This is a genomic window from Ruegeria sp. Alg231-54, from assembly GCF_900143525.1.
In the GTDB taxonomy this organism is placed as follows: Bacteria; Pseudomonadota; Alphaproteobacteria; order Rhodobacterales; family Rhodobacteraceae; genus Ruegeria.
The window spans coordinates 63,114-85,511 of record NZ_FREZ01000001.1; the positions used below are offsets into that span (position 1 = coordinate 63,114).

23 protein-coding genes are annotated in these 22,398 nt (G+C 59.2%); 13 read left to right on the forward strand and 10 right to left on the reverse strand.

Features of this window, described 5'->3' with window-relative positions:
* The first annotated feature begins 21 nt into the window (after positions 1-21).
* Both DHN12_RS00335 and DHN12_RS24570 read left to right on the forward strand, forming a co-directional pair.
* Positions 22-561 (forward strand): GNAT family N-acetyltransferase, encoded by a 540-nt coding sequence (locus DHN12_RS00335; RefSeq protein WP_108859051.1) that lies wholly within the window; start codon positions 22-24, stop codon positions 559-561.
* A gap of 151 nt (positions 562-712) precedes the next feature.
* Complete coding sequence (locus DHN12_RS24570) at positions 713-880, forward strand: hypothetical protein (protein ID WP_199528541.1); 168 nt, start codon at positions 713-715, stop codon at positions 878-880.
* A gap of 48 nt (positions 881-928) precedes the next feature.
* Here DHN12_RS24570 and DHN12_RS00340 read toward each other — a convergent pair whose 3' ends face one another.
* The 3 genes from DHN12_RS00340 to mazG form a co-directional block, all read right to left on the reverse strand.
* Positions 929-1,378 (reverse strand): N-acetyltransferase, encoded by a 450-nt coding sequence (locus tag DHN12_RS00340; RefSeq protein WP_108858411.1) that lies wholly within the window; start codon positions 1,376-1,378, stop codon positions 929-931.
* Complete coding sequence (locus DHN12_RS00345) at positions 1,375-2,316, reverse strand: nucleoside hydrolase (RefSeq protein WP_108858412.1); 942 nt, start codon at positions 2,314-2,316, stop codon at positions 1,375-1,377. The genes DHN12_RS00340 and DHN12_RS00345 overlap by 4 nt, the downstream gene beginning before the upstream one ends.
* Positions 2,317-2,379: 63 nt before the next feature.
* Positions 2,380-3,237 (reverse strand): nucleoside triphosphate pyrophosphohydrolase, encoded by an 858-nt coding sequence (gene mazG, locus DHN12_RS00350; protein WP_108859052.1) that lies wholly within the window; start codon positions 3,235-3,237, stop codon positions 2,380-2,382.
* A gap of 66 nt (positions 3,238-3,303) precedes the next feature.
* Here mazG and DHN12_RS00355 point away from each other — a divergent pair, with 66 nt between their 5' ends.
* From DHN12_RS00355 to DHN12_RS00370, 4 genes are all read left to right on the forward strand, one after another.
* The gene (locus tag DHN12_RS00355) at positions 3,304-4,467 is read left to right on the forward strand and encodes a M20 aminoacylase family protein (protein ID WP_108858413.1); all 1,164 of its coding nucleotides are present in this window, start codon (positions 3,304-3,306) and stop codon (positions 4,465-4,467) included.
* Between the two features lie 12 nt (positions 4,468-4,479).
* Positions 4,480-5,448, forward strand: coding sequence for an agmatinase (gene speB, locus DHN12_RS00360; protein ID WP_108858414.1), 969 nt, complete (start codon positions 4,480-4,482; stop codon positions 5,446-5,448).
* Positions 5,449-5,510: 62 nt separating this feature from the next.
* Positions 5,511-6,458: an agmatinase gene (gene speB, locus DHN12_RS00365; RefSeq protein ID WP_108858415.1), complete on the forward strand. Its 948-nt coding sequence runs from the start codon at positions 5,511-5,513 to the stop codon at positions 6,456-6,458.
* Between the two features lie 63 nt (positions 6,459-6,521).
* Positions 6,522-6,929: a DUF1499 domain-containing protein gene (locus DHN12_RS00370; RefSeq protein WP_108859053.1), complete on the forward strand. Its 408-nt coding sequence runs from the start codon at positions 6,522-6,524 to the stop codon at positions 6,927-6,929.
* On the opposite strand, the gene DHN12_RS00375 is transcribed toward DHN12_RS00370, so the two are convergent.
* Entirely contained in the window at positions 6,870-7,157 is a 288-nt protein-coding gene (locus tag DHN12_RS00375; RefSeq protein WP_108858416.1) for a hypothetical protein, read from the reverse strand. The genes DHN12_RS00370 and DHN12_RS00375 overlap by 60 nt on opposite strands.
* Positions 7,158-7,220: 63 nt before the next feature.
* On the opposite strand from DHN12_RS00375, the gene prfA reads away from it, so the two are divergent.
* From prfA to DHN12_RS00390, 3 genes are all read left to right on the forward strand, one after another.
* Positions 7,221-8,276 (forward strand): peptide chain release factor 1, encoded by a 1,056-nt coding sequence (gene prfA, locus DHN12_RS00380; protein WP_108858417.1) that lies wholly within the window; start codon positions 7,221-7,223, stop codon positions 8,274-8,276.
* Positions 8,273-9,118, forward strand: coding sequence for a peptide chain release factor N(5)-glutamine methyltransferase (gene prmC / locus DHN12_RS00385; protein ID WP_108858418.1), 846 nt, complete (start codon positions 8,273-8,275; stop codon positions 9,116-9,118). The genes prfA and prmC overlap by 4 nt, the downstream gene beginning before the upstream one ends.
* Positions 9,119-9,355: 237 nt before the next feature.
* Positions 9,356-9,952 carry a DUF4167 domain-containing protein gene (locus DHN12_RS00390; protein WP_108858419.1) on the forward strand — a complete coding sequence of 199 codons (597 nt, stop codon included), beginning with the start codon at positions 9,356-9,358 and terminating at the stop codon, positions 9,950-9,952.
* Between the two features lie 59 nt (positions 9,953-10,011).
* Here the strand turns inward: DHN12_RS00390 and rsmA are convergent, their stop codons facing one another.
* The 5 genes from rsmA to lptG all read right to left on the reverse strand — a co-directional run bounded on the left by rsmA (position 10,012) and on the right by lptG (position 16,407).
* The gene (gene rsmA, locus DHN12_RS00395; protein WP_108858420.1) at positions 10,012-10,854 is read right to left on the reverse strand and encodes a 16S rRNA (adenine(1518)-N(6)/adenine(1519)-N(6))-dimethyltransferase RsmA; all 843 of its coding nucleotides are present in this window, start codon (positions 10,852-10,854) and stop codon (positions 10,012-10,014) included.
* An 84-nt stretch (positions 10,855-10,938) separates the two neighbouring features.
* Positions 10,939-11,904 carry a 4-hydroxythreonine-4-phosphate dehydrogenase PdxA gene (gene pdxA / locus DHN12_RS00400; protein WP_108858421.1) on the reverse strand — a complete coding sequence of 322 codons (966 nt, stop codon included), beginning with the start codon at positions 11,902-11,904 and terminating at the stop codon, positions 10,939-10,941.
* The gene (locus DHN12_RS00405; protein ID WP_108858422.1) at positions 11,901-13,154 is read right to left on the reverse strand and encodes a peptidylprolyl isomerase; all 1,254 of its coding nucleotides are present in this window, start codon (positions 13,152-13,154) and stop codon (positions 11,901-11,903) included. The genes pdxA and DHN12_RS00405 overlap by 4 nt, the downstream gene beginning before the upstream one ends.
* The gene (locus DHN12_RS00410; protein WP_108858423.1) at positions 13,145-15,307 is read right to left on the reverse strand and encodes an LPS-assembly protein LptD; all 2,163 of its coding nucleotides are present in this window, start codon (positions 15,305-15,307) and stop codon (positions 13,145-13,147) included. Before DHN12_RS00410 ends, DHN12_RS00405 begins: the two co-directional genes overlap by 10 nt.
* On the reverse strand, positions 15,307-16,407 hold the full coding sequence (gene lptG, locus DHN12_RS00415) for an LPS export ABC transporter permease LptG (RefSeq protein ID WP_058277603.1): 1,101 nt from the start codon (positions 16,405-16,407) through the stop codon (positions 15,307-15,309). Before lptG ends, DHN12_RS00410 begins: the two co-directional genes overlap by 1 nt.
* Positions 16,408-16,647: 240 nt before the next feature.
* Between lptG and DHN12_RS00420 the strand changes: the two genes are divergently transcribed.
* The 4 genes from DHN12_RS00420 (at position 16,648) to DHN12_RS00435 (ending at position 21,261) form a co-directional block, all read left to right on the forward strand.
* Positions 16,648-18,114 carry a leucyl aminopeptidase gene (locus DHN12_RS00420; protein ID WP_108858424.1) on the forward strand — a complete coding sequence of 489 codons (1,467 nt, stop codon included), beginning with the start codon at positions 16,648-16,650 and terminating at the stop codon, positions 18,112-18,114.
* A gap of 4 nt (positions 18,115-18,118) precedes the next feature.
* Positions 18,119-18,577 carry a DNA polymerase III subunit chi gene (locus DHN12_RS00425; protein ID WP_108858425.1) on the forward strand — a complete coding sequence of 153 codons (459 nt, stop codon included), beginning with the start codon at positions 18,119-18,121 and terminating at the stop codon, positions 18,575-18,577.
* A gap of 154 nt (positions 18,578-18,731) precedes the next feature.
* A complete protein-coding gene (locus tag DHN12_RS00430) occupies positions 18,732-19,925 on the forward strand; it encodes an NADH:flavin oxidoreductase/NADH oxidase family protein (RefSeq protein ID WP_108858426.1) in 1,194 nt (397 codons plus the stop codon).
* 289 nt (positions 19,926-20,214) lie between these two features.
* Positions 20,215-21,261 (forward strand): aldo/keto reductase, encoded by a 1,047-nt coding sequence (locus tag DHN12_RS00435; protein ID WP_108858427.1) that lies wholly within the window; start codon positions 20,215-20,217, stop codon positions 21,259-21,261.
* A gap of 70 nt (positions 21,262-21,331) precedes the next feature.
* Here the strand turns inward: DHN12_RS00435 and DHN12_RS00440 are convergent, their stop codons facing one another.
* A complete protein-coding gene (locus DHN12_RS00440) occupies positions 21,332-22,318 on the reverse strand; it encodes a GlxA family transcriptional regulator (RefSeq protein ID WP_108858428.1) in 987 nt (328 codons plus the stop codon).
* Positions 22,319-22,398: the final 80 nt, after the last annotated feature.

Genomic DNA, 22,398 nt, shown 5'->3' on the forward strand with positions numbered 1-22,398 from the left:
TTTTTGTTCGAGGATCGTGTTTTGCTTAAAGTAATCGAAGCCGAAACGCCGGACCACTTTGATGAGGTTCGGCGTTTGTGTTGGGAATACCGCGATTTCCTGCTGACGCTGGACGCAAAGTCTGTGCGCGTTGTGAAGACCTATTACCCTCGCGACGTATATGCCCGGCTGATGGATGAGATCCACGTTGAGCACGCCACACCAAACGGAGGGGTGCGGTTGGCGCTGAAAGATGGGCAGGCTGTCGGGTGCGGAATGTTCCGGACAATCGGGCCGGGCATTGCCGAAATCAAACGGGTATTTGTCTGCGAAGCCGCGCGCGGGACCGGTGCGGGATATGCGGTCATGACGTCCCTGATAGAACAGTGCCGTAAACAGGGGTTTGACTGTATTCGCATGGATACGGGCAAGCCATTGGAATCGGCAAAGCGTCTGTATCTGTCGATGGGCTTTCAACTGCGCGACGCATATTCCGAGATACCGGAGATCGCGAAAGACACATTATTGTTTTTTGAGATGCCTTTGTTCGGTGCCCAGGCGGAAAATTCGCAAATCGAGTGATTTTTTTTCAAAGTCTTACGTGTTGTTATCGCTTGTAAAAATCAAATTTGTTAGAAATACACCTACATAAATTCAGTTTTGTGTGAACTTTTACCTGTTTGTCTGACCCCGGTGTCTCGTAATGTGCCTGCATTACAGAAAGGGAAACGACATGACTGGTTCGAAAATCCTTCTCGTAGCTTCAGTGATCAGCACTGTATTTTTGGCAGCCTGTGCGGGGCCTGGCACTTATCCGATCACCGGGGAGGCGGTGTCCGCAAGTGACCCGGTTTTGGCAATGGAATCGCCGACCTACATGTATCGCGGTGAAGCCCGGTAGGGCCTTCACGGGGGGACGGGCGGCGACGCCCGTAAGTATCTTATCGTTTTAGAGCTGTCGGCTCATCAAGACATAGCGATCGCGCGGTTTGAAGCCGGTGCGCAAGTACAGCTTATGCGCGGCCTCGTTCGTGCGATCGACTTCTAGGTGAAGGGCGGTCAGGCCAGCCTCGGCCAGGGCTTTGGGCAGGTCAAGCAGCACTTCGGTGGCGATGCCACGGCCGCGCACGGCCGGGCGGATGTAGATTTCGTCTATGAAACCGTCCATGCCGCCGAACTCGACCGACCAGCCGAACGTCAGGATGGCATAGCCCAGCGGCGCGCGTCCTGGACCGATCAGGTAGACGCAACCGTGGGGAATACCCTCTAGCAAGGGGGTCAGCGCATTGCGGGTCTGGTCCATGTCCTGCGCGATCCCGGCTTCGGTGTGGAACGCGGTCACCAGGCCCATCAGGCGGTCCAGATCTTCGGGGCGCGCAAGGCGAAGTGCGGCGCTCATAGCCGGGCCAGCCGTTCGGTCAGCAGGGCAAAGAAACCGTCAGCGTCGATTTCCCCAATGAACATCGCATTGGGCGGATGGTCTGTCACGCGCCACCAATCAGCGACGGTCATACCCATCGTCAGTTCGGACTTCGTTTCGATCTGAACATTGATGTGTCGGCCAGAAAACAGTTCGGGCCGGATCAGATAGGCGGTCACGCACGGGTCGTGCAGCGGCGCGCCTTCCGAGCCGTATTTCTCTATATCGAAACGTTCGAAGAAATCCGTCATCTCGGCCACGGCATGCCCGACCTTACTGTCGAGCGCGCGGAAGGCGTCATTGCGATGTTTCGTGACCAGCGCATCGTGGGTCACGTCTAGCGGCATAACGACGACATGAACGCCGGATTTGAACACGATATCAGCAGCTTCGGGATCGACATAGATGTTGAATTCCGCCGCTGGGGTGATGTTGCCAACCTCAAAATACGCACCGCCCATCAGAGCGATTTCCTGGACCCGGTCGACAATATCTGGCGCTTTTTGAAAGGCGGATGCGATGTTGGTCAGCGGGCCGAGCGGGCAAAGTGTGACGGTTCCCGGCTCATGTGCGCGCAGGGTGTCGATGATGAAGTCGACCGCGTGCCCGTCAGCCAGCGGCATTTCCGGATCAGGCAGGACGGGACCGTCGAGGCCGGTCTTGCCGTGCACATGTTCCGCTGTGACCAGAGGGCGGTTTAGCGGGCGGTCACACCCGGCATAAACAGGGATATGCGTGTGGCCGGCCAGTTCACAGACGATCCGCGCATTCTTGGCCGTCAGTTCCAGCGGCACATTCCCCGCAACGGCGGTAATGCCCAGAACATCAATCTCTTCCGGGCTTGCCAATGCCAGCAAGATGGCGACTGCGTCGTCCTGCCCGGGATCGGTGTCGATGATGATCTTGCGCGGTGCCATGCTTTGCCTCCGGGGTATTGAAGCGCGGACACTCGCAAGTGTCACCACGCTTGTCCAGCGGTTTCAGACCTCGGTCGTCGCACCTACCGGCGGGAGTTTGCCATTGGCGCGGTGCTCTTCAATTTTGACCTCGTCCCACAGCGCATCCATTTCTTCGAGATCGCTTTGAGATGGTATTTTACCGCGCGCAGCCAGTCGCGCCTCGACCTGCTCGAACCGGCGGGTAAACTTGGCATTGGTGCGGCGCAGGGCGGCCTCAGGCTCGATGCCTAGATGACGGCCCAGATTGACCATCACGAACAGAAGATCGCCGAATTCATCCTCCAGCGCGTCTGCGTCCTTAGCCTTGCGCGCTTCCTCCAGCTCTGCAGCCTCTTCCGTGATCTTGGCCAACACATGACTGGCATCGGGCCAGTCAAACCCTACGCGGGCCGCGCGTTTTTGCAGTTTGTGCGCGCGCAACAGGGCAGGCAGGTTGGCCGCGACACCGTCCAGCGCCCCTTTCTGTTCCTTGCCGGCGCGCTCAGCCGCCTTGATGGTTTCCCAATCCACGGTCTGCTGGTCCGCTGATTTATCGCGGGATTCATCGCCAAATACATGCGGGTGACGGTCGACCATCTTGTCCGACATGGTCCGCACCACGTCCTGAAAGGTGAAATGCCCGGCTTCTTCGGCCATTTGTGCGTGAAAAACCGACTGGAACAGCAGGTCGCCCAGCTCGCCTTTCAGCTCATCATAGGCTTCGCGCTCGATGGCATCGGCGACCTCATAGGCCTCTTCGATCGTGTAGGGGGCGATGGAGGCAAAATCCTGTTCGATATCCCACGGGCAGCCTGTTTGCGGGTCACGCAGACGGCGCATGATTTCCAACAGGCGCTCGATACCTGCATCGCTGTCGTGGATCAGAGGATTTTCGGCCATTGCGAACCCTTTCGTTCCGGTGTCAGATGCATCCATTCCGCAGTCCCGATCAGGAGTCCACCCCAGATGCCCGTCGTCAACCGAATTGCCGATTACTCAGCCGAAATGGCCGCATGGCGCAAACACTTGCATTCGATCCCCGAGTTGGAGTTCGAATGCCATGAAACTGCAGCGTTCGTAGCGGACCGTCTGCGCGAATTCGGAGTGGACGAGCTGCACGAAGGTATTGCCAAGACCGGGATCGTCGCGATCATCAACGGGCGGGGTGAGGGGCCTACGATTGGTCTGCGGGCCGATATGGACGCGCTGCCGATCCCTGAGGAAACGGGCGTCGACTACGCCTCGACCAATCCGGGCAAGATGCACGCCTGCGGTCATGACGGGCACACCACGATGCTGCTTGGCGCGGCGCGCTATCTGGCCGAGACACGGAATTTTCGCGGCCGTGTCGCGCTGATCTTTCAGCCAGCCGAAGAAGAGGGCGGCGGTGCGGGCGTGATGGTCGAAGAAGGCATCATGGACCGGTTCGACATCTCTCAGGTTTACGCTCTGCACAATGCGCCAAATCTGCCCGTTGGCGCGTTTCACACCACTCCGGGGCCGATCATGGCGGCGGTGGATACGTTCGAGGTTCATATTCAGGGCGTTGGTGGTCACGGTGCCATGCCGCATGAAGCCCGCGATCCTGTGATGGCGGCGTGCGGGATTGCGCAGGCCATTCAGACTATCGTCAGTCGTAACAATTATGCGCTGGACGACCTGGTCGTCTCGGTCACGCAAATTCACACCGGGACAGTGAACAACGTGATCCCCGATACGGCTTTCATCAACGGTACAGTCCGGACCTTTGACCCAAACGTTCAGCAGATGGTGATCGAGCGGATGGAGCAAATTGTGCAGGGGCAGGCGACCTCGTACGGGGTCGAGGCGCGGCTGGATTATGAAAAGAACTATCCGGCCACGATCAACGATGGCGAAAAGGCCGGATTTGCCGCCGAGGTGGCCCGCGATGTGTCGGGGGCCGAGCGTGTGGTGGGCAACATGGGCCGCGAGATGGGGGCCGAGGATTTTTCGTACATGCTGCAATCGCGCCCCGGGGCATATCTGTTTCTGGGGCAGGGCGAGAGCGCCGGGCTGCACCATCCGAAATACAATTTCAACGACGAGATCGCGCCGGTTGGCGCTTCGTTCTTTGCACGGATCGTCGAAAAGGCGCAGCCGCTGGGCTGACGGGGGGAAGACATGGCACTGGAAGACGCAAAGAACCAGGTGGACGAAGCTTTCACCAATCCTGATCTCAAGGGGTTGTCCTATGAGAACACCTTTGGCGGCGCGACATCGTTCCTGCGCCGTCTCTACACCAAGGACCTGAAGGGCGTCGATATTGCCGTCACAGGGGTGCCTTTCGATCAGGCCGTGACCAACCGTCCGGGCACCCGACTTGGCCCCCGCGCGATCCGTGAAGCCAGCGCGCTGCAATCGCCGGATGCGCCCTATGGCTGGCCGTTCGATGCACTCAGCGAGCTGGCAATCGTGGATTACGGCGATATGGCTTATGATTATGCCAATATTCCCGCCTTTCCCGACACGTTGACCGACCACATCCGCACCATTCTGGCCGCTGATGTGTCTTCGGTCACGTTAGGCGGGGACCACTATATCAGCTTCCCGATCCTCAAGGCATATGCCGAGAAATACGGGCCGATGTCTCTGCTGCAATTCGATGCGCATACCGACACTTGGGCCGATGACGACATGTCCCGCGTGGATCACGGGACGATGTTCTACAAGGCGGTGAAATCCGGCATCGTGGACCCGAAACGCTCTGTTCAGGTTGGTATCCGCACGACCAACGAGGACACTCTGGGCGTCAACATCATCGACGCGCGAGAAGTCTACGAATCTGGCCCTGCTGCAGTGGCGCAAAAGGTCAAAGGTATTTTGGGCGACAGCCCTGTCTACCTGAGTTTTGACATCGACGGTCTGGATCCGGCCTTTGCCCCCGGCACCGGGACGCCCGTTTGGGGTGGTCTGAGTTCCATTCAGGCGCAGATCATCCTGCGCGATATCGCCGGGATCAATATCAAAGGAGGCGACGTGGTCGAGGTCTCACCGCCCTATGACACCTCTGGCGCGACGGCCATTGCTGGTGCGCATGTTGCTACTCAGATCATTTGCCTGCTGGGGTGGAACAAGCTGGTGCAGGATTAACCTTTGGTTAGCCAACTTTCCGGTATCTGGTCACCCAAAAGCCGGATGGGAGTAATACGGGCATGACAGACTTTAACCAACCGATCAGCGGCAATGATCTGGCGCGGTTTTCCGGGCCGAACACGTTCATGCGGTTGCCGCAGGCTGACTCGCTGGCCGGTCTGGATGTGGCCGTGCTGGGCATCCCGATGGATATCGGCACCTCGTGGCGGTCCGGCACGCGGTTTGGGCCAAAACAGATCCGCAGCGAAAGCGCGATGATCCGGCCCTATAATATGGCCAATTCGGCCGCTCCGTTCGACAGCCTGCAGATCGCGGATATCGGGGATCTGGCGATCAATACGTTCTCGCTGCCCGACAGCCTGAAGATCATCAAGGAAAGCTACGATTCAATTCTGGATCAGGCGGTGATCCCGGTTGCGATGGGCGGCGACCATTCGATCACGCTGCCGATTTTGCGCGCTATTGCGGCCAAGCATGGTCCGGTCGCGCTGGTGCATGTGGATGCCCATGCCGACGTGAATGAAGAGATGTTCGGCGAACGTGAAACGCACGGTACTGTCTTTCGCCGCGCCTATGAAGAAAAGCTGATCGTCCCGGACAAGATCTTTCAGGTCGGCATTCGCGGTTCGGGTTACGCGGCCAGCGACTTTACTGAGGCGCAGGACTGGGGCTTTCGCCAATTCCCGGCGTGGGAGCTGTGGCAGCAGAACCTGACTGAGATCGGCTCGCAAATCCGGAAAACGATCGGGGACCACCCGGTCTATATCACCTATGACATCGACAGTCTGGACCCTGCATATGCCCCCGGCACCGGCACCCCGGAAATCGGAGGGCTGACCACGCCGCAAGCGCTGCAACTGATTCATGCGTTGTCGGGTGTGAAAGTGGTCGGATGCGATCTGGTCGAGGTGTCGCCGCCATACGATCCGTCAGGCAACACGGCACTAACCGCAGCAAACCTGTTGTTTGAACTGCTGTGCATATTGCCGGGCGTGACGTCACGGTAAAAGAGTTCGCACCTTGTCTGCCAAAGCGATCCGAATATGGTCGGCGAAAGGGCTGGTCCGGGGATGAAAAAAATGGCGCTGTGGCTGATTGTTGTTCTGGTAATTTTGCTTGGAGCATACATTCGTTTTGCACCATCAGACCCGGCAAAATGGCATGTGGCACCGATAGGTGATCAGGACCGTGATCTTGATGGAGGTGTCGTCCGTGTGGTCGAAACGGGGCCGGATGGCCTGCTGCGGCTGGATGCGTTCGCACGCGTTTCAGACCGAACTTCAGTTCTGGCCGGGTCTGTTGATGAAGGGATGATTACCTACATCACGCGTACGAAAGTGATCGGCTTTCCGGACTACACGACAGTGCAACAGGACGGAGACACGCTTCGCATCTATGCTCGTCTCAGGTTTGGCCGGTCAGATTTTGGGGTAAACCGCGCTCGTGTTGATGAGTGGCTTGCTCTGTTGCAGCCCTGAGGACAAGCACCCCTCCTGAACCTCGCGCCACATCGGTACGTTCAGAGACATCTGGCATTGCGCCATGAACATGCGGCCGTCGACCTGCAGGCAGATCATTTCGCCCAGTTCGACGCGGCTGCCTGATTTGTCGGTGCAATAGCAGTCCTGAACCTTGCCTCCGGGGCCGACCACATCGGCCAGGGCGGGTGTCGCGAACAGCATTAAAACCAGTATCAACCGTTTCATGGGCAATAACCTAGCACACGGACGGGCCTTGACCAAAGCCCCGGATTGATAGACACCGCCGGGATGATCCCCGAAGAACGACTTGAACAGATAACCCAGCGATTCCAGTACCTCGAAGCGGCCATGGCAGATGGTGCCTCGGGTGGTGATATTGCGGCCTTGGCCAAAGAATACTCCGACCTCAAGCCGGTTGTGGATCAGATCATGGCGTGGCGTCAGCTGGTCGCCGATCTTGCCGAGGCCGAGGCGATGCTGGCCGACCCGGACATGAAAGAACTGGCGGAAGAAGAAATTCCGGCGTTGAAGACCCGCATCCCCGAATCCGAACACGCCTTGCAGCTTGCGTTGTTGCCCCGTGATGCGGCGGATGCACGTCCGGCGATGCTGGAAATCCGCCCCGGAACTGGCGGGGATGAGGCCGCGCTGTTCGCCGGGGACCTTTTGCGCATGTACCAGCGCTATGCCGAAGCGCGGGGATGGAAATTTGAGATCATCGAAGAACAGGCCTCGGACTTGGGCGGGATTAAAGAGGTCGTGGCGCATATCAAGGGCGAAAACGTGTTTGCCCGGATGAAGTACGAATCCGGCGTCCACCGGGTGCAGCGCGTGCCGGAAACCGAAAGCGGCGGACGCATTCATACTTCGGCTGCGACGGTCGCGGTTTTGCCCGAGGCCGAGGATGTGGACATCCAGATCGACGCCAATGATATTCGCATCGACACAATGCGCAGCTCGGGCGCTGGGGGGCAGCACGTGAACACAACCGACTCGGCGGTTCGGATTACCCACCTGCCGACGGGGATCGTTGTAACAAGCTCGGAGAAATCGCAGCACCGCAATCGCGAGATTGCGATGCAGGTGCTGAAAACCCGGCTGTATGATCAGGAACGTCAGCGGATCGACAGTGAACGGTCTGCGGACCGGGCCAGTCAAGTGGGGTCGGGAGATCGGTCCGAGCGGATCAGAACCTACAATTTCCCGCAGGGGCGCATGACCGATCACCGCATCAATCTGACGCTATATAAGCTGGATCAGGTGATGCAAGGCGATCTGGATGAGGTGATCGACGCGTTGACAGCTGACGATCAGGCGCGGCTGCTGGCCGATATGGCGCAATGATCGCCGCGCTGACAGCAGCACAGGCGATGGTCGCCGCCACAGCGCGATTGCGGGCGGCTGGCGTGGCTGACCCGGCACGGGATGCGCGTGTTCTGCTGGCCCATGCAGCGCGGATCGAAGCCAGCCGGGTCACTCTGATTGCGCCCGAAGAGCTGTCACCAGAGATTGCAGAGCGTTATGATCAGCTGATCTCGTTGCGTGCGGTGCGTGTACCGGTGTCTCATCTGTTGGGTGAGCGCGAGTTTTATGGCCGACGCTTCCGCGTCAGCCGCGATGTGTTGGACCCACGTCCGGAAACCGAAGCGCTGATCGAAGCCGCGCTCAGCGAACCGTTCGATCATGTACTGGATCTGGGTGTCGGCTCAGGCTGTATCCTGATCACGTTGCTGGCTGAACGGGCCAGTGCCTCGGGCGTGGGTGCGGACCTGAGCGAGGCCGCCTGTCTGCAGGCCAGCGCAAATGCGGTGCAACATCAGGTACAGGGTCGGGTGGAAATCCTGCAATCTGACTGGTTTCAGAATATTGACGGCCAGTTTGATCTGATCGTTTCGAACCCGCCCTACATTTCACTGCAAGAAATGGCCGACCTTTCACCAGAAGTACGCGTGCATGAACCGCGCATGGCGCTGACGGACGAAGGGGACGGGCTGGGGGCTTATCGCCGCATCGCGGCGGGTGCGCCGGACTTTCTATTGCCCGGCGGTCGTCTGCTGGTGGAAATCGGGCCAACGCAGGGGCAAAGCGTCGCGGCTTTGTTCGAGTCGGCAGGTTTGACCGCCACACGGATCGTTCCCGATCTCGACGGCCGCGATCGCGTCGTTTTTGCCAAAATGCCGCTTTAATGCGGCAACCTGAGGCCGAAATACGCCGATTAATGTAAAAAAGCTGCGAATTTTTGGACAACCCCCTTGTCTGCACGCACAGGACGTGTTTACTCAACACCAGTCGGAGGGCTGACGCTGGTTCAGCGGGCCCCGGACGCCAAGCCCAAAATAGTCGACATCGCGTCACAGCTAAGCTTTTGAGCAGTGCAGGATGCGAGATGATCGACAGCGAATGACAAGGCTGACGTAAAGTAAATGAGATCTTCCAAATCCCGCTCTCGGGTCAAGAATAACCGCAACCGTCCTTCTGGGGGCAATGTCGTAAACCGGGTTTTTGACAGCTCGGGTCCCGAAGGCAAGGTGCGCGGTACGCCCCAGCAGATTATCGACAAATATAATCAGTTGGCGCGCGACGCCCAACTGTCCAATGACCGTGTGGCCGCTGAGAACTTTCAGCAGCACGCAGAACACTATCTGCGCCTGCTGAGTGAGGCACAGCGCGAAATGGAAGCGCGACGCGAAGAGCAAGACCGCCAGAACCGCGAGCGTCAGGCTGAGCGGGATCGCGAACGCGCCGAGCGCCAGGAGCGCGAAGCTGCCGCCCGTCAGTCGGACCCGGCCGAAGCGCCGCAACCGGACGTGATGGATTTCACACCCGAGGCAGCAACCCCGGAATCCGGTTTGGTTGAGACCCCGGAGAGCAAGGATGCTGCTGCGGCGGCGGCCACCGAAGCACCGGCGAAAAAAGAAAAAGCACCGCGTCGTCCACGTACGCGCAAGCCAAAGCCCGCGCCAGAGGGGGCAGAGGACGCGCCGACAAGCAACGGTGATGCACCGGAAGCGGCTGAGTAATTTTCGCCATAGAGTTCAAAAAAGCCCCGGACTACGCTCCGGGGCTTTTTCTTTGCGCATTAGTTTTTTTGAACTTCTCGGGCCAGTGCACAGAAAGCTTCCAGCGGGACTTGTTCGGCGCGCTCTGTTGGTTGAATCCCAGCCGCGAGCAGGCGGTCCTCGATATCCGGCGCCACTCCTTTTAGCGATGCGCGCAGCATCTTGCGACGCTGGTTGAAGGCTGCGGCCACGACGCGCGACAAAACCCGGGCATCCGCCGTATAGCGCGGTTCGGGCAAGGCCGTCAGGTGCACAACAGCGCTTGAGACCTTTGGTGGCGGCGTGAAAGCCCCGGGCGGCAGGGACATCGCAATGCGCGCCTCGGCCCGCCATTGGGCAAGGATCGCAAGGCGGCCATAGGCTTTGCCCCCGGGTTGGGCAACGATGCGTTCAGCGACTTCGCGTTGGAACATCAGCGTCAGGCTTTGCCAGAACGGCGGCCATTCGGGCGGGGTTAGCCAGCGCACCAGTAATTCGGTGCCAACGTTATACGGCAGGTTCGCCGCGATGCGGATCGGCGGGGTCAGATGCGCCAGCGGATCGATTTCCAGGGCGTCGCCGTTGATGACCTCAAGACGACCCGGATAAGCAGCAGCGATGTCATTCAAGGCAGCGATGCAGCGAGTGTCTTTTTCGACCGCAACGACCTTGCGCGCACCTTCGGATAACAGGCCACGGGTCAGACCACCGGGGCCGGGTCCGATTTCCAGCACGTCGCATTCCGTCAGATCGCCCGCCTGCCGTGCGATCTTGGCCGTTAGGTTGAGGTCCAGCAGAAAGTTCTGCCCCAGCGATTTACGCGCCGAGAGTTGATGTGTCGCGATAACCTCGCGCAGAGGGGGAAGGGCGTCGATTGAACTCATGATCCGATTACCGTGGCGCGTGTCCGGGGGGGAACGCCAGTGATTTTTTGCCTCCGGCGGGGATATTTTCAGCCAGGTGAAGGATCAAGCGCTTTGTGCCATCCGTTGGGCCAGTTTCAGCGCCTCGATCAGGCTGGTAGGGTTTGCTATGCCCTGTCCGGCGATATCCAGTGCGGTGCCGTGATCGGGCGAGGTGCGAATGAAGGGCAGGCCGAGGGTCACGTTCACGCCACGGTCGAAGTCGAGTGTCTTGATCGGGATCAGTGCCTGATCGTGATACATGGCAATTGCGGCGTCATATCGGGCGCGAGCGGCGGCGTGGAACATCGTGTCCGCCGGGTGCGGGCCGGTAACCGTGCAGGTATCGCCCGGCAAATCAGAAATCAGAGGGGCGATCCAATCCAGTTCTTCATGCCCCATTTTACCGCCTTCGCCTGCATGCGGGTTGAGCCCGGCAATGGCGATGCGGGGATGGGGGATACCAAACTGTCTGCGCAGGCCTTCAGCGGTAATGGCGATGGTTTCGCGCAGCAGGTCGGGGGTGAGCTCGGACGGGACGCGCGACAGCGGAATGTGAATCGTTGCGGGCACCACGCGAAGCTGATCGCTGGCCAACATCATCACGACGCGCTTGCGCCCGGCCAGAGCGGCGAGAAATTCGGTATGGCCGGGATAGGCGAACCCGGCCCCGTCGATCAGGGCTTTTTTGTGGATCGGTGCAGTGCACAGCGCCGACGCCGCGCCGGATTGCACCAGGGAAACACCGGTTTCGATGGCGTCGATCACACTGGGCGCATTGGATGGATCCGGTTGGCCTGCTGTGTTTGTGGCGGGAAAACTCAGTCGCAGAACGGGCAGGGCATTCGCGCAGATTTCATTGGCCTGAGCCGGATCGCTGATCAGCTGCGTGGGCGTGTCTGCGGGCAGATGAGCCGCATCCCCGATATAGAAAAACGGACAGCTTGCGCGCAGTTCAGACCAGGCTTTGGCGGCGATTTCGGGGCCTATGCCAGCAGGATCGCCACAGCTTAGCGCGATGGGCGCGGTCATTGCTCGATGATCGTCGCGTCGGCGCGGAGCTGTTCGACCAGACTTTCGGCAAAGGCCTGCAGGCGCTGTTGCGTCAGGGCGTTGGCCACATCCACGCGCGTCGTGTCTTCGCCCCGGTCCAATGTGCGTGTACACAGCATCAGGAACTTCAGAGTCTGGCCGTTGTTTCCCGTCAGCGTCGTGGAAACTTCGTTCAGGTCCAGCTTGGACAGCTCAAGCGCCACGTCGCGGGGGATCTCGGACGGGCTGGCTTCGACACGTTGCAGTACCCCGGCAGGTTGATCCTTGGCGATGCCATAGAGGTCGTCGCAGTTATCAATCTGTTCGCGCAGCTGAGCAGCGCTGGCCAGAGTTTCGGCGCTGCGACCGCCGGCCATGTTGTAAATCGCGTAGTCGATCTTGGAGTAACGCGGCGTGCTGGAGCTTACTTCGCGCAATCCGCGCAACTGGAACAGCGCGATGGCATTGGGCAACGACAAAGGCTGCGTGATGTCGCCTGATTTGAGACCCAGAATCACAGGTTGCAGGGCAGGGGGCAAGTCTGTCAGGTTCAGCCATTCCAGACGCCCGCCGTCATCGCGTGTGCCAGCTGCTGAATACTGCGTGGCGGCAGAAGAAAACGCATCGAAACCTTCAACCTGAGCAATCTCTTCGGCCAGCAATTCGGCTTGGGCTAAGGTCTGCGGCGTGACCGGAATGATTATTTCCGACAACAGAACCTGAAGCCCGCCGCTCCCGGCCTGTCCTAAAGCCCGGTTGATCTCGTCGTCGCTCGGCCTGGCTTGCGACAGAAAACGCGAACTGACGTAATCGCGCCACGACAGCTGATCAGCGACGAAATCCCGTACGGTTTCGGGGGAAACGCCGGATTCGCCCAGCAATTGCAGGAATTCATCGGTCGAAAGGCGGCCACGGGCTGCGAATTCATCAATGCCCACCTGAATGTCTTCTGGTGCAACTTCGATTCCTGCGTCGCGCATGGCCTGTTTGCGCAGTCGTTCGTCGATCAGCGAGTCGCGGACTTCGTCCTCGGTGGCGCCAGGGGCACCCAGAACAGTCAGGAATTGCTGGCGCTGCTGAAGTTCGTACCAGGTGACAATGTCCTGGTTGACCTTGATCGCAGGTGAAAACAGGCTCTGAGCCTGGCTGTGACCAGTGGACAGGGCCAGCAAAGCGGCAGCCAGTGCCGGTGCAACCGGCTTTAACCAACCGGAACGGACTATTCGCGAGAAACGTGAAATCAACTGCATCTTCTCTTGTACTGTTGGCCGCCACCCTCGACGGAGTAACCTGTCAGGGCAACGGTAAACCCGAATTCTGTCGAAGGCTCAATACTTGATGATGAGGTAAATCGCCTGCTGACGGTCATGTTAACTTTTACACACTCATTCTGGTAGGTAACGCCCAGCCCATATCGGATCGGCTCGGATTCGCTGAGGTCATAGCGCGCATAGGCTTGAGTAAACCAGTTCTGGTCAACAAGGTAGCGTCCATCCATCCGGATCTCGGATATCTCGTCATTTGCATTTTCTGCCGGATCTTTTTCCTGCCACACATAGCTGCCGGTCAGGCCGACATTTGGCTTGTTCCAGCCTGCGCGCACCTCGGCCTTAGCAAAGCTGAAATCACCATTCAACAGGCCGCGACCCGCCAAAGACCAGCCATTGGCGGTTTGCAACTGACCGGCCAACAACACGTCGGAGGCGGTGCCCTGTAGGCCCGACGTCAGGTTGAAGTTTGGGTCAGCGGTCGAGCGGAAGACTTGTCCGACAGTGGCAAGCGCGCGCCAGCCATTTGCGGCATAGCGCGCCCAATTGACCCCGAACACCGCCGTCGCGCCATCTTCGCGGCGATCCGGGGCCGGAAAGCGTGACAGGGACAACAGGTTCCCCTGGTCGAATTCCTGAAAGGTGCTTTCGTCATTGGGAACGTCCTGATCTGTCACGTTCGTCCAACCGACTTGCGCGATGGGTTCAAGCACCTGCGTGGCGCCTGACTTTTCCCGACGGGTCATCGGATAACGCAGCGTGAGTGCGGCGCGGGGGGCCGCGCGGGTCACCTGGTCAGGAAACTGGCTGTCATCTCGGATGTCAAAGATATCCACCGATGTCCCGAACCGGGCATCAGCCCTGAGGCCCGATGCGAAAATCCAGCTGCGCATCCAGTCCGCATCGAACGTGGCACGCGCGACATCGCGACCAACGATATCCTGATCGCTGGTGCGTGTGTGATTGTGGGCCACAAAGCCCAAGCGAACTTCACCGCCGACAGAGGTTGGGAAGTAGCGTTTCTGAAAATACAGGTCGAAGATCCGCGATGGGATCACTTCCTCATTTTCGCTGTCTCGCAGGGATTTGTAATGGATGAAACTGGTGCGGAAGGCGGTATCGCGTTTGATCCGCTCAAGCGCGATTTCGCTGCGCAACCGGTCAAAATCGGGCAGGCCATAATCCGCGAGATAAGCGTTATCCGAAGTTGTCTTCACGTCAAACAAAAGGCGGAAGTCGTTGTTCAGGAAGAAATAACCGTTGGCAAAGAGATAGCCCCGATCCTCATTTTCTTGTAGGTCGTCGCGGGTGAAAGCGCCGTTCAGCTCAATCCGGCCGCGTTTGAATGCCTGGCGATAGCGATAGCCCAGTGTTCTTGTTTTTCCCGAGATATAGGGGGTCAGCGTCAGGTCCTTGTGGTCGCCAAGCTTAAAGAAATACGGCACCTGCACGCCGGTTCCCAGCTGCGATGTGGTGCGAATCGACGGAACAAGGAAGCCTGTCGCGCGGTCCAGTGTCGGGTCGGGCAGTCGCAGATAGGGGAAGTAGAAGACCGGGAAATCCAGTATCCGGAACTGTGCCCCTTCGAAATACAATTGGCGTTCCAACTGGTCATGCGTGACCTTGCGGGCGCGGATTTGCCACAGCGGCGGTTTACCATTGGCGCAGACATGGCAGGACGTGGCCGAGACCTTGCTGAACTGTGTGTAACGCCCCCCCGCGCGCGCAGCCTGAACCGAGGCGATCTGAACCTGCTGATCGAACACCATGCGGGCTCCGATCAGCAGACCGTTCATGATCCCGTCATCCAGTTCGGCGGAATCGGCCAGCAACGTGGTTTCGCCGCCTTGATCGATGCGGATCGGGCCTTCCAGCGACAGATTGCCGGTTTCGCGGTCATAGGTGATGCGCGTGGCCGTGACCTTGGCGTTGCCCTGAAAGGCTTCGACATTCCCTTCGGCCACCAGATTGCGCTCGGGCGTGATAAAGATCCGGTCAGCCACCAGCAGGGCAGGCTGATCCTCTTGCGTGGTACCCTGTGCAGCACCGGCAGCAGGTGGAGATTGCGCGAATGCGCCTGCTGGCATGGCCAGCGCGACCGCACCGGACAGCAACAAACTGGCAATAAGCCGCATCAACCGTCCTCCGCATGCAGCAAAAGGCCGAGGGACAGAAGAATGGCTGCAAAGGGCGGGGCCCAGGCCGCGACTAAGATAGGCAATTGACCGTTTTCCCCCAGAATTTGGGCAAAGTTGCGAATGAAGTAGATGCCAAAGCCCAGCAGGACGGCGGTCAGAACCGCGATCCCGGTGCCGCCAAATCGCACGTGGCGCATGGTGAAGGCCGCGCCGATCAGGACCATCGACATCAGGAACAAGGGGCGGGCCAGTTGGACCTGCAACCAGACCTCATATTGCTTGGTCGAAAACCCGGCTTCGCGCAGGTCGCGGATCAGTTCCGGCAGGTCATAGACCGATACGGAATCCTGATCGCCAAGCGTGTCCAGAATCCGTTGGCGTGTCAGCGATGTGGGAACCTCAAGCCGCGCGTGTTCAGTGGCGTGGGTTTCTGGATTCACACCGCCTTCCAGCGCCCAAATCTTGGCATTGGTCAGGACCCACGTACCGTTCTCCAGATCCGCCTGGTCGGCTACGATCTGCTGGGTCGGTGTGCCGTCCGGGGCGAAGGTAATGATCGTCACCTGATTAAGGGTGAACCTGTCGCCGTTAGATGTGTCCTGGGCGTGGATCACGGATTGACCATTGGCCGATCCCTGCCGCAACCAAAGACCATCTGCACTGATCGACAGCGTCGATCCGCCGTTGTTTTTGTAGGATTCGGCAAGCTGTTTGTACTCTTCCGACGTGGCGGCTGCGATGGGGTTCAACATGCCAACCGCCAGTGCGCCGATGATCAGGGCGATCACCACAGGGGCCAACAGGGCGCGGATGCCTGAACGGCCAGTGGCGCGGGTCACGACCAGTTCCGAGCTGCGGGCAAGACCGATAAACAACGCGATCGTGGACAGGATGACCAGCAGCGGCAGCATTTCGCTGATCGCGGCAGGCGTATTCAGCAACGTCAATTGCAAAAGCTGACCAAAGGACAGGTTTGCATCGTCAAAGCGGCGCACCTGTTCGATCAGGTCGATCAGAATCATCAGCGTCAGGAAAATGCTGCCGATGACCAGGAAACTTTGAATGAATCGGCGGGCGAAGTAGCGGTCGAGGATCACGAAGGAACTCCTGCCGAAAAGACGCGCAAACAGCCTTTGGTCGGGTACAGACCAGAATCACCGCTGCACGCAATTGTGCGCGACAGCCTATGCCTGCTCTGTCTTGCCAAAACCTTCTCCCCCGAGCCTGTCGGATTTTTTCCGGGACTGTAGTCCAAATGCGGGCCGGGGAAAACTGCTATCTGGTCAAGCCGCGCGGCGCGGGCTAGGTCTTGGGGAACTGATTTTGAGGAGTTCGCAATGAGCAGTCTTGTACCGATCCGTTTCCAGGACCCCGACATGGATGCGATGGCGCAGGCCGAAGGGCGCGTGGCCATAATCATCCCGTCCGACGGCAAAATGAACCCCGCCGCCCGTCGCGCCAACCGCCTGACCCGCGGGGCTGTGACTCGGCTGGTCGAAAGCGAGCGTTTCGAAAAGGTGAAAACCGGTGACGTGATCTCGATGGCGTGGCCATCCGGCATGGCAGCCGAGGCGCTGGACGTTCTGGTCCTGCCGCGCCGTCCGGAACCGGCCGAGGCCCGCAAGGCCGGTGCTGCGCTGGCCAAGCTGGCGGGCAGCAAGGACCTGCTGGTGATGTCGGGCAATCAGGTCAAAGCCGAGGATTTGGCCATGGGCATCGCGCTGCGCAGCTATGATTTTGATGCGCACAAGACTAAGGATTCTGATGAGGCCGGTTCGGTCATCATAACCCACCAGAAGGCAGATGAGATCGAGGCTGCGTTTGCACCGCTCTACGCGGTCGCCGACGGTGTCCGTATGACCCGCGATTTGACCAACGAGCCTGCGAATATCCTGACTACCACGGAATTCGCCGACCGGCTGGACGAAATGAAGGCACTTGGGCTTGAGGTCGAAGTGCTGGAAGAAGACAAACTGGCCGAGCTGGGCATGCGTACGCTGCTAAGCGTCGGGCAGGGGTCGGACAGCCCTTCGAAGGTTGTGGTGATGCAATGGAATGGCGGCGACAAAGATGACGCGCCGCTGGCATTGGTCGGTAAGGGTGTGGTGTTCGATACTGGTGGTATCTCGCTGAAACCTGCGGGCGGCATGGAAGACATGACCATGGACATGGGCGGCGCGGGTGTCGTTGCAGGCACCATGCGCGCGCTGGCTAAGCGCAAGGCTAAGGCCAACGTTGTCGGCCTGGTCGGATTGGTGGAAAACATGCCTTCGGGCAACGCCACCCGTCCCGGCGATGTGGTCAAATCCATGAAGGGTGACACGGTCGAGATCATCAACACCGATGCCGAGGGCCGTTTGGTTCTGTGCGACGTGATGTGGTACACGCAAGAGCGGTTCAAGCCTGTGGGAATGGTCGATCTGGCAACCTTGACCGGAGCGGTCATCATCGGCCTCGGGCATGAGAACGCGGGCGTATTTTCGAACAACGACACGTTCTGCAATGCCTTCATGAAGGCGGCGGGGGCCGAGGACGAAGGCGCATGGCGGATGCCGTTGGGCGAAGCCTATGACAAACAGCTGAAGTCGCGGATCGCCGATATGAAGAACGTGGGCGGGCGCCCGGCGGGTTCGATCACGGCGGCGCAGTTCCTGCAGCGGTTCGTAAAAGAAGATATGCCGTGGATTCACCTGGATATTGCCGGTGTGGCTTCGGTCTCGTCCGAGACATCCTACGCCCCGAAGGGCGCAACCGGCTGGGGCGTACGCGCGCTGAGCCGTTTCGTTCAGGACAACTTCGAGTAAGTCGATGGGAGCCGTCTATTTCTATCACCTGACCCGCCAACCGCTGGAGCATACCTTGCCGGTGTTGCTGGACAAGGCACGGCAGGCCGGGTGGAAGATTGCCGTGCGGGGCAGCGATCCCGCGCGGATGGACTGGCTGGATGAAAAGCTGTGGCAGGGGCCCGAAGAAGGGTTCCTGCCACATGGCCGCGCAGGCGGTCCGCACGATGCCGCGCAGCCGATCCTGCTGACGACCGAGGCGCAGGCTGCCAATGACCCGTCTTGTGTCATGGCGGTAGATGGCGCGGCGGTTAACCCCGATGAGATCAAGAAACTGGACCGCGTATGTATCCTGTTCGACGGCAATGACGCAGAGGCCGTTCAACACGCGCGCGGGCAGTGGAAGGCTTTGACCGGTGCGGGATGTTCCGCCCAATACTGGTCCGAAGAATCCGGGCGCTGGGAAAAGAAAGCTGAGGCTTAGGGCCCGAGCCGCTTTCCGGAAGGCGTGGTGGTGATTGCGCAAAGATGTGCGATCAGAAATGCCTCAATGACTGGATTGAAGCCCAAATTGACGGATGCGGTGCAAGGCAAAAATGACTGCTTTCAACTGTTAAGGCAAAAGTTTGAGGAACCAAATGTCCAATAGAACCCAGTCTCTCTTGCGCCAGCCGCTAATTCTGCCCTGCGGCGTAACTCTTAAAAACCGAATTGCTAAATCGGCGATGTCTGACTCGCTTGGTGACGGCAAAGGCAATCCAAGTGATGATCAAATCAAGCTCTATGAGCGTTGGGCAACTGGCGGCCTCGCCCTGTCGATCATCGGCGAAGTGCAAGGCACACCTCATTTCGCAGAGAAGCCCGGCAATTTGGTTTTGAACGATCAATCCGATTTCGCATTTCTAAGAAAACTTGCACAGGCAGGGGCAACCAACGACGCTCATTTGTGGCCGCAACTTGGACATGCAGGTGCGATGGCGGATGCTCCGATCAGCTCGCCGAAGGGTCCGAGTAGACTTGATTTGCCCGGTCTGAAATGCGACGCGCTGTCCTTGGATGAGATCCACGCGCTGCCGGCCGAATTTGCACGCACAGCAAACCTTGCCAAGCGGCTTGGGTTCGGTGGCGTTGAGTTGCATGCGGCCCATGGATTCTTGCTCAACCAGTTTCTGTCTCCGCTATTCAACAAACGCGAAGATGCCTATGGCGGTTCTTTGCAAAACCGGATGAGACTGCTGCTGGAAGTGATCAGCGCCGTGCGCAATGCCGTTGGCCCGGATTTCCCTGTGGGCATCAAGTTGAACGCGACAGATCAACTTGAAGGCGGCTTCGCTGAAGATGAATCCCTTGAGGTCATTGCGGCATTAGACAAAACAACAATTGATCTGATTGATGTCAGCGGTGGCACATATTTTCCGGGTGCTGCGTCATCATCAGATCGTGCGGGTTCCGGCGCCTATTTTCTTGATTTTGCTGCGCGTGCGCGCGCGAAAACGAACATTCCCTTTATGGTGACGGGCGGTTTCAAGACGCTTGCACAGGCCAAAAGCGCCATTGCAGAAGGCAAAGCTGATCTCGTTGGATTGGCCCGTGCACTGGTCGTTGATCCAGAATTGCCATCATTTTGGCTTTCCGATCAACGCGACGAGCCGCAATTCCCACGTTTCAAAAACCCACCGGAAGGCGGTGTGACTGCATGGTACACGATGCAAGTCACTCGGATTGCCAGAGGTGAGGACGCGCTTGAGCCAGATGATCTAGACGAAGCAATAGCGGCATACGAGGCCAGAGATGAGGTTCGACGAGAGGTTTGGAATTCTCATTTCAGCTGAATCTCACGAGCAACCTAAAGCCGACATTGGCGCAGCCGCAGTGACCGGAAGCATTGGTCCGCATAGCGGACCAAAACTATGAAATGAAAGCGCATTCGCTGGAACCGGCATGGATGCCCGTATCACAGGGGGCAGAAACGCCGTACGTTGCGTTTGGCTTAATTCCGCTTTTTGCAGAGAGGTGTGCATAAGCCCAACCCCTTGTTGCACCGGAATTGATCGCCTGCACCCTTGCTCTGACGGTTCTCTGCTTTAGGGTGCGCGGCGTTGCGAGCAGAAGGATTTTGAGATGAAAAAGAACCCATTGGGGCGCACTGGTATTGAAGTGACGAATCTGTGCCTTGGCACCATGACGTTTGGCGCGCAGACCTCTGAGGCGGATGCACATACCCAGATCGACATGGCGTTGGAGGCGGGGATCAATTTCGTTGACGCCGCTGAGATGTACCCGGTGAACCCGGTCTTGAAAGAGACCGTGGGGCGGACCGAAGAAATCCTGGGCAACTGGAACACGGCGAACCCCGCGCGGCGGGGGGAGTATGTTCTGGCGACCAAACATTCCGGTGCAGGTTTCACCCATGCCCGCGACGGGGCACCAATTTCTGCGCAAACGATTCCCGAAGCGATCGAGGGATCTCTGCGTCGGTTGCAAACGGAATGCATCGATCTGTATCAGTTTCACTGGCCCAATCGCGGCAGCTACATGTTCCGGCAGAACTGGGATTATGCCCCATCCGGTCACAACACCGACGAGGTGTTGGAGAATATGCAGGAATGCCTAACCGCGCTGCAGCAGCAGGTCGACAAGGGCAATATCCGCGCATTCGGCCTGTCGAATGAAAGCGCGTGGGGCACCGCGCAATGGCTGCGGCTGGCCGAACAGAAGGGCGCGCCACGGGTCGCTTCGGTTCAGAATGAATATTCTCTGCTGTGCCGCCACTTCGACACCGATATGGCCGAGCTAAGCGTGCACGAGGATGTCGGCCTGATGGCGTTTTCTCCGTTGGCGGCAGGGTTTCTGACCGGCAAGTATCAGGGTGGAGCGGTGCCTAAGGGTTCGCGCATGGATCTGGTTCCGACCATGGGTGGGCGTAAGTACGAGCGTGTGTTTAGTGCGGTCGATGCTTATTTGGAGATCGCGCAGCGGCATGGCCTGGATCCGGTGCATATGGCGCTGGCGTGGTGCCGGACTCGCCCGTTCACGATGTCTGCCGTATTCGGAGCGACCACGGTTGCGCAGCTGGCGCATATTCTGGCGGGCACCGAGGTGGTGTTGGCGGATGATGTTCTGGCGGATATCAGTGCCGCGCATCGCGCACATCCGATGCCGTTCTAAGGAGGCTCTGCCCCCGCCGCGCTTTGGGCGACTCCCCCGGGATATTTTTAGCCAGATGAAGCGGATCCGGTCAGTGATGTGTGGGCTGGATCCGGTCCTGACGGAGGTCTCTGGCCGACAGACCGTGAGCGGTGCGGAAGGCACGGGCAAAGCTGGATTGTGAGGCAAAGCCTGTGGCGAGTGCCACGTCCATCAGTGGCATGTCGGTGTCGGCAACAAGGCGCCGGGCTTCGGCCAGGCGCAGTTGCAGATAGTGATCCTGGGGCGTCGTGTTCAGGCGCAGGCGGAACTGCTGTTGCAGGGTACGCGGGCTGGTGCCCAAGGTGTCGGCGATGTCGGTCAGGGGAAGCGGGTCCTCAAGAGACCTTTCCATGAGCGAATTCGCCTTTGCTGTCAGAGCGGTATGGCGATGCGGTGCACCTGTGCGGCTTTGTGGCTTGGACGGGTCGGGTGCACCCTCGTATAGGAACAGGCCGGACACGCGGGCAGCAAAGCCGGCGCCGTGGCGCGCGGCGATGATGTGCAGCATCATCTCAACCGCCGGGATTGCGCCACCAGAGGTCAGCCGGTTGCCTGAGACGGTGAACCGGTCGGGGCGCACATCAACGTCGGGAAAGCGGGTCGCGAAATTGTCCAGGTCTTCCCAGTGCGTTGTGGCGGAGTGGCCGTTTAGCAGGCCGGCTTCGGCCAGCAGCCAAGGGCCGCCATCAATGCCGGCCATGGTGGCTCCGGTGCCTGCAATGCGGCGCAATCCGGCGAGCAGGCTGGGTGTGGCGTGGCGCGCCAGTTGGAAACCTGCGATGACGATCATCAGGTCGCAGCCCTGCAGCCGCGCTAGCGGTGTGCCCGGAACATTTAGGGCGCTGGTCAGCATCGCTGGTTCCGCCGTAGCCGTCACATAATCCCAGTCAAAGGCCGGGCGGTCCGCCAGACGATTGGCGGCGCGCATCGGATCGACGGCCGAGGCAAAGCTGAGCGTGTTGCATTCATCCAGAACCAGCACGGCCGTTTTCAGGGCGCGATGTTCGGGCTGCAATATGTTTTTTGCGGATTTCATCAAGTTCGATTCGCATTCTGGCAAGTTGTTTGCATAAAGCTGCGCCAGAGTCGGGGATGAACGCAAATCGGAATCCGGGG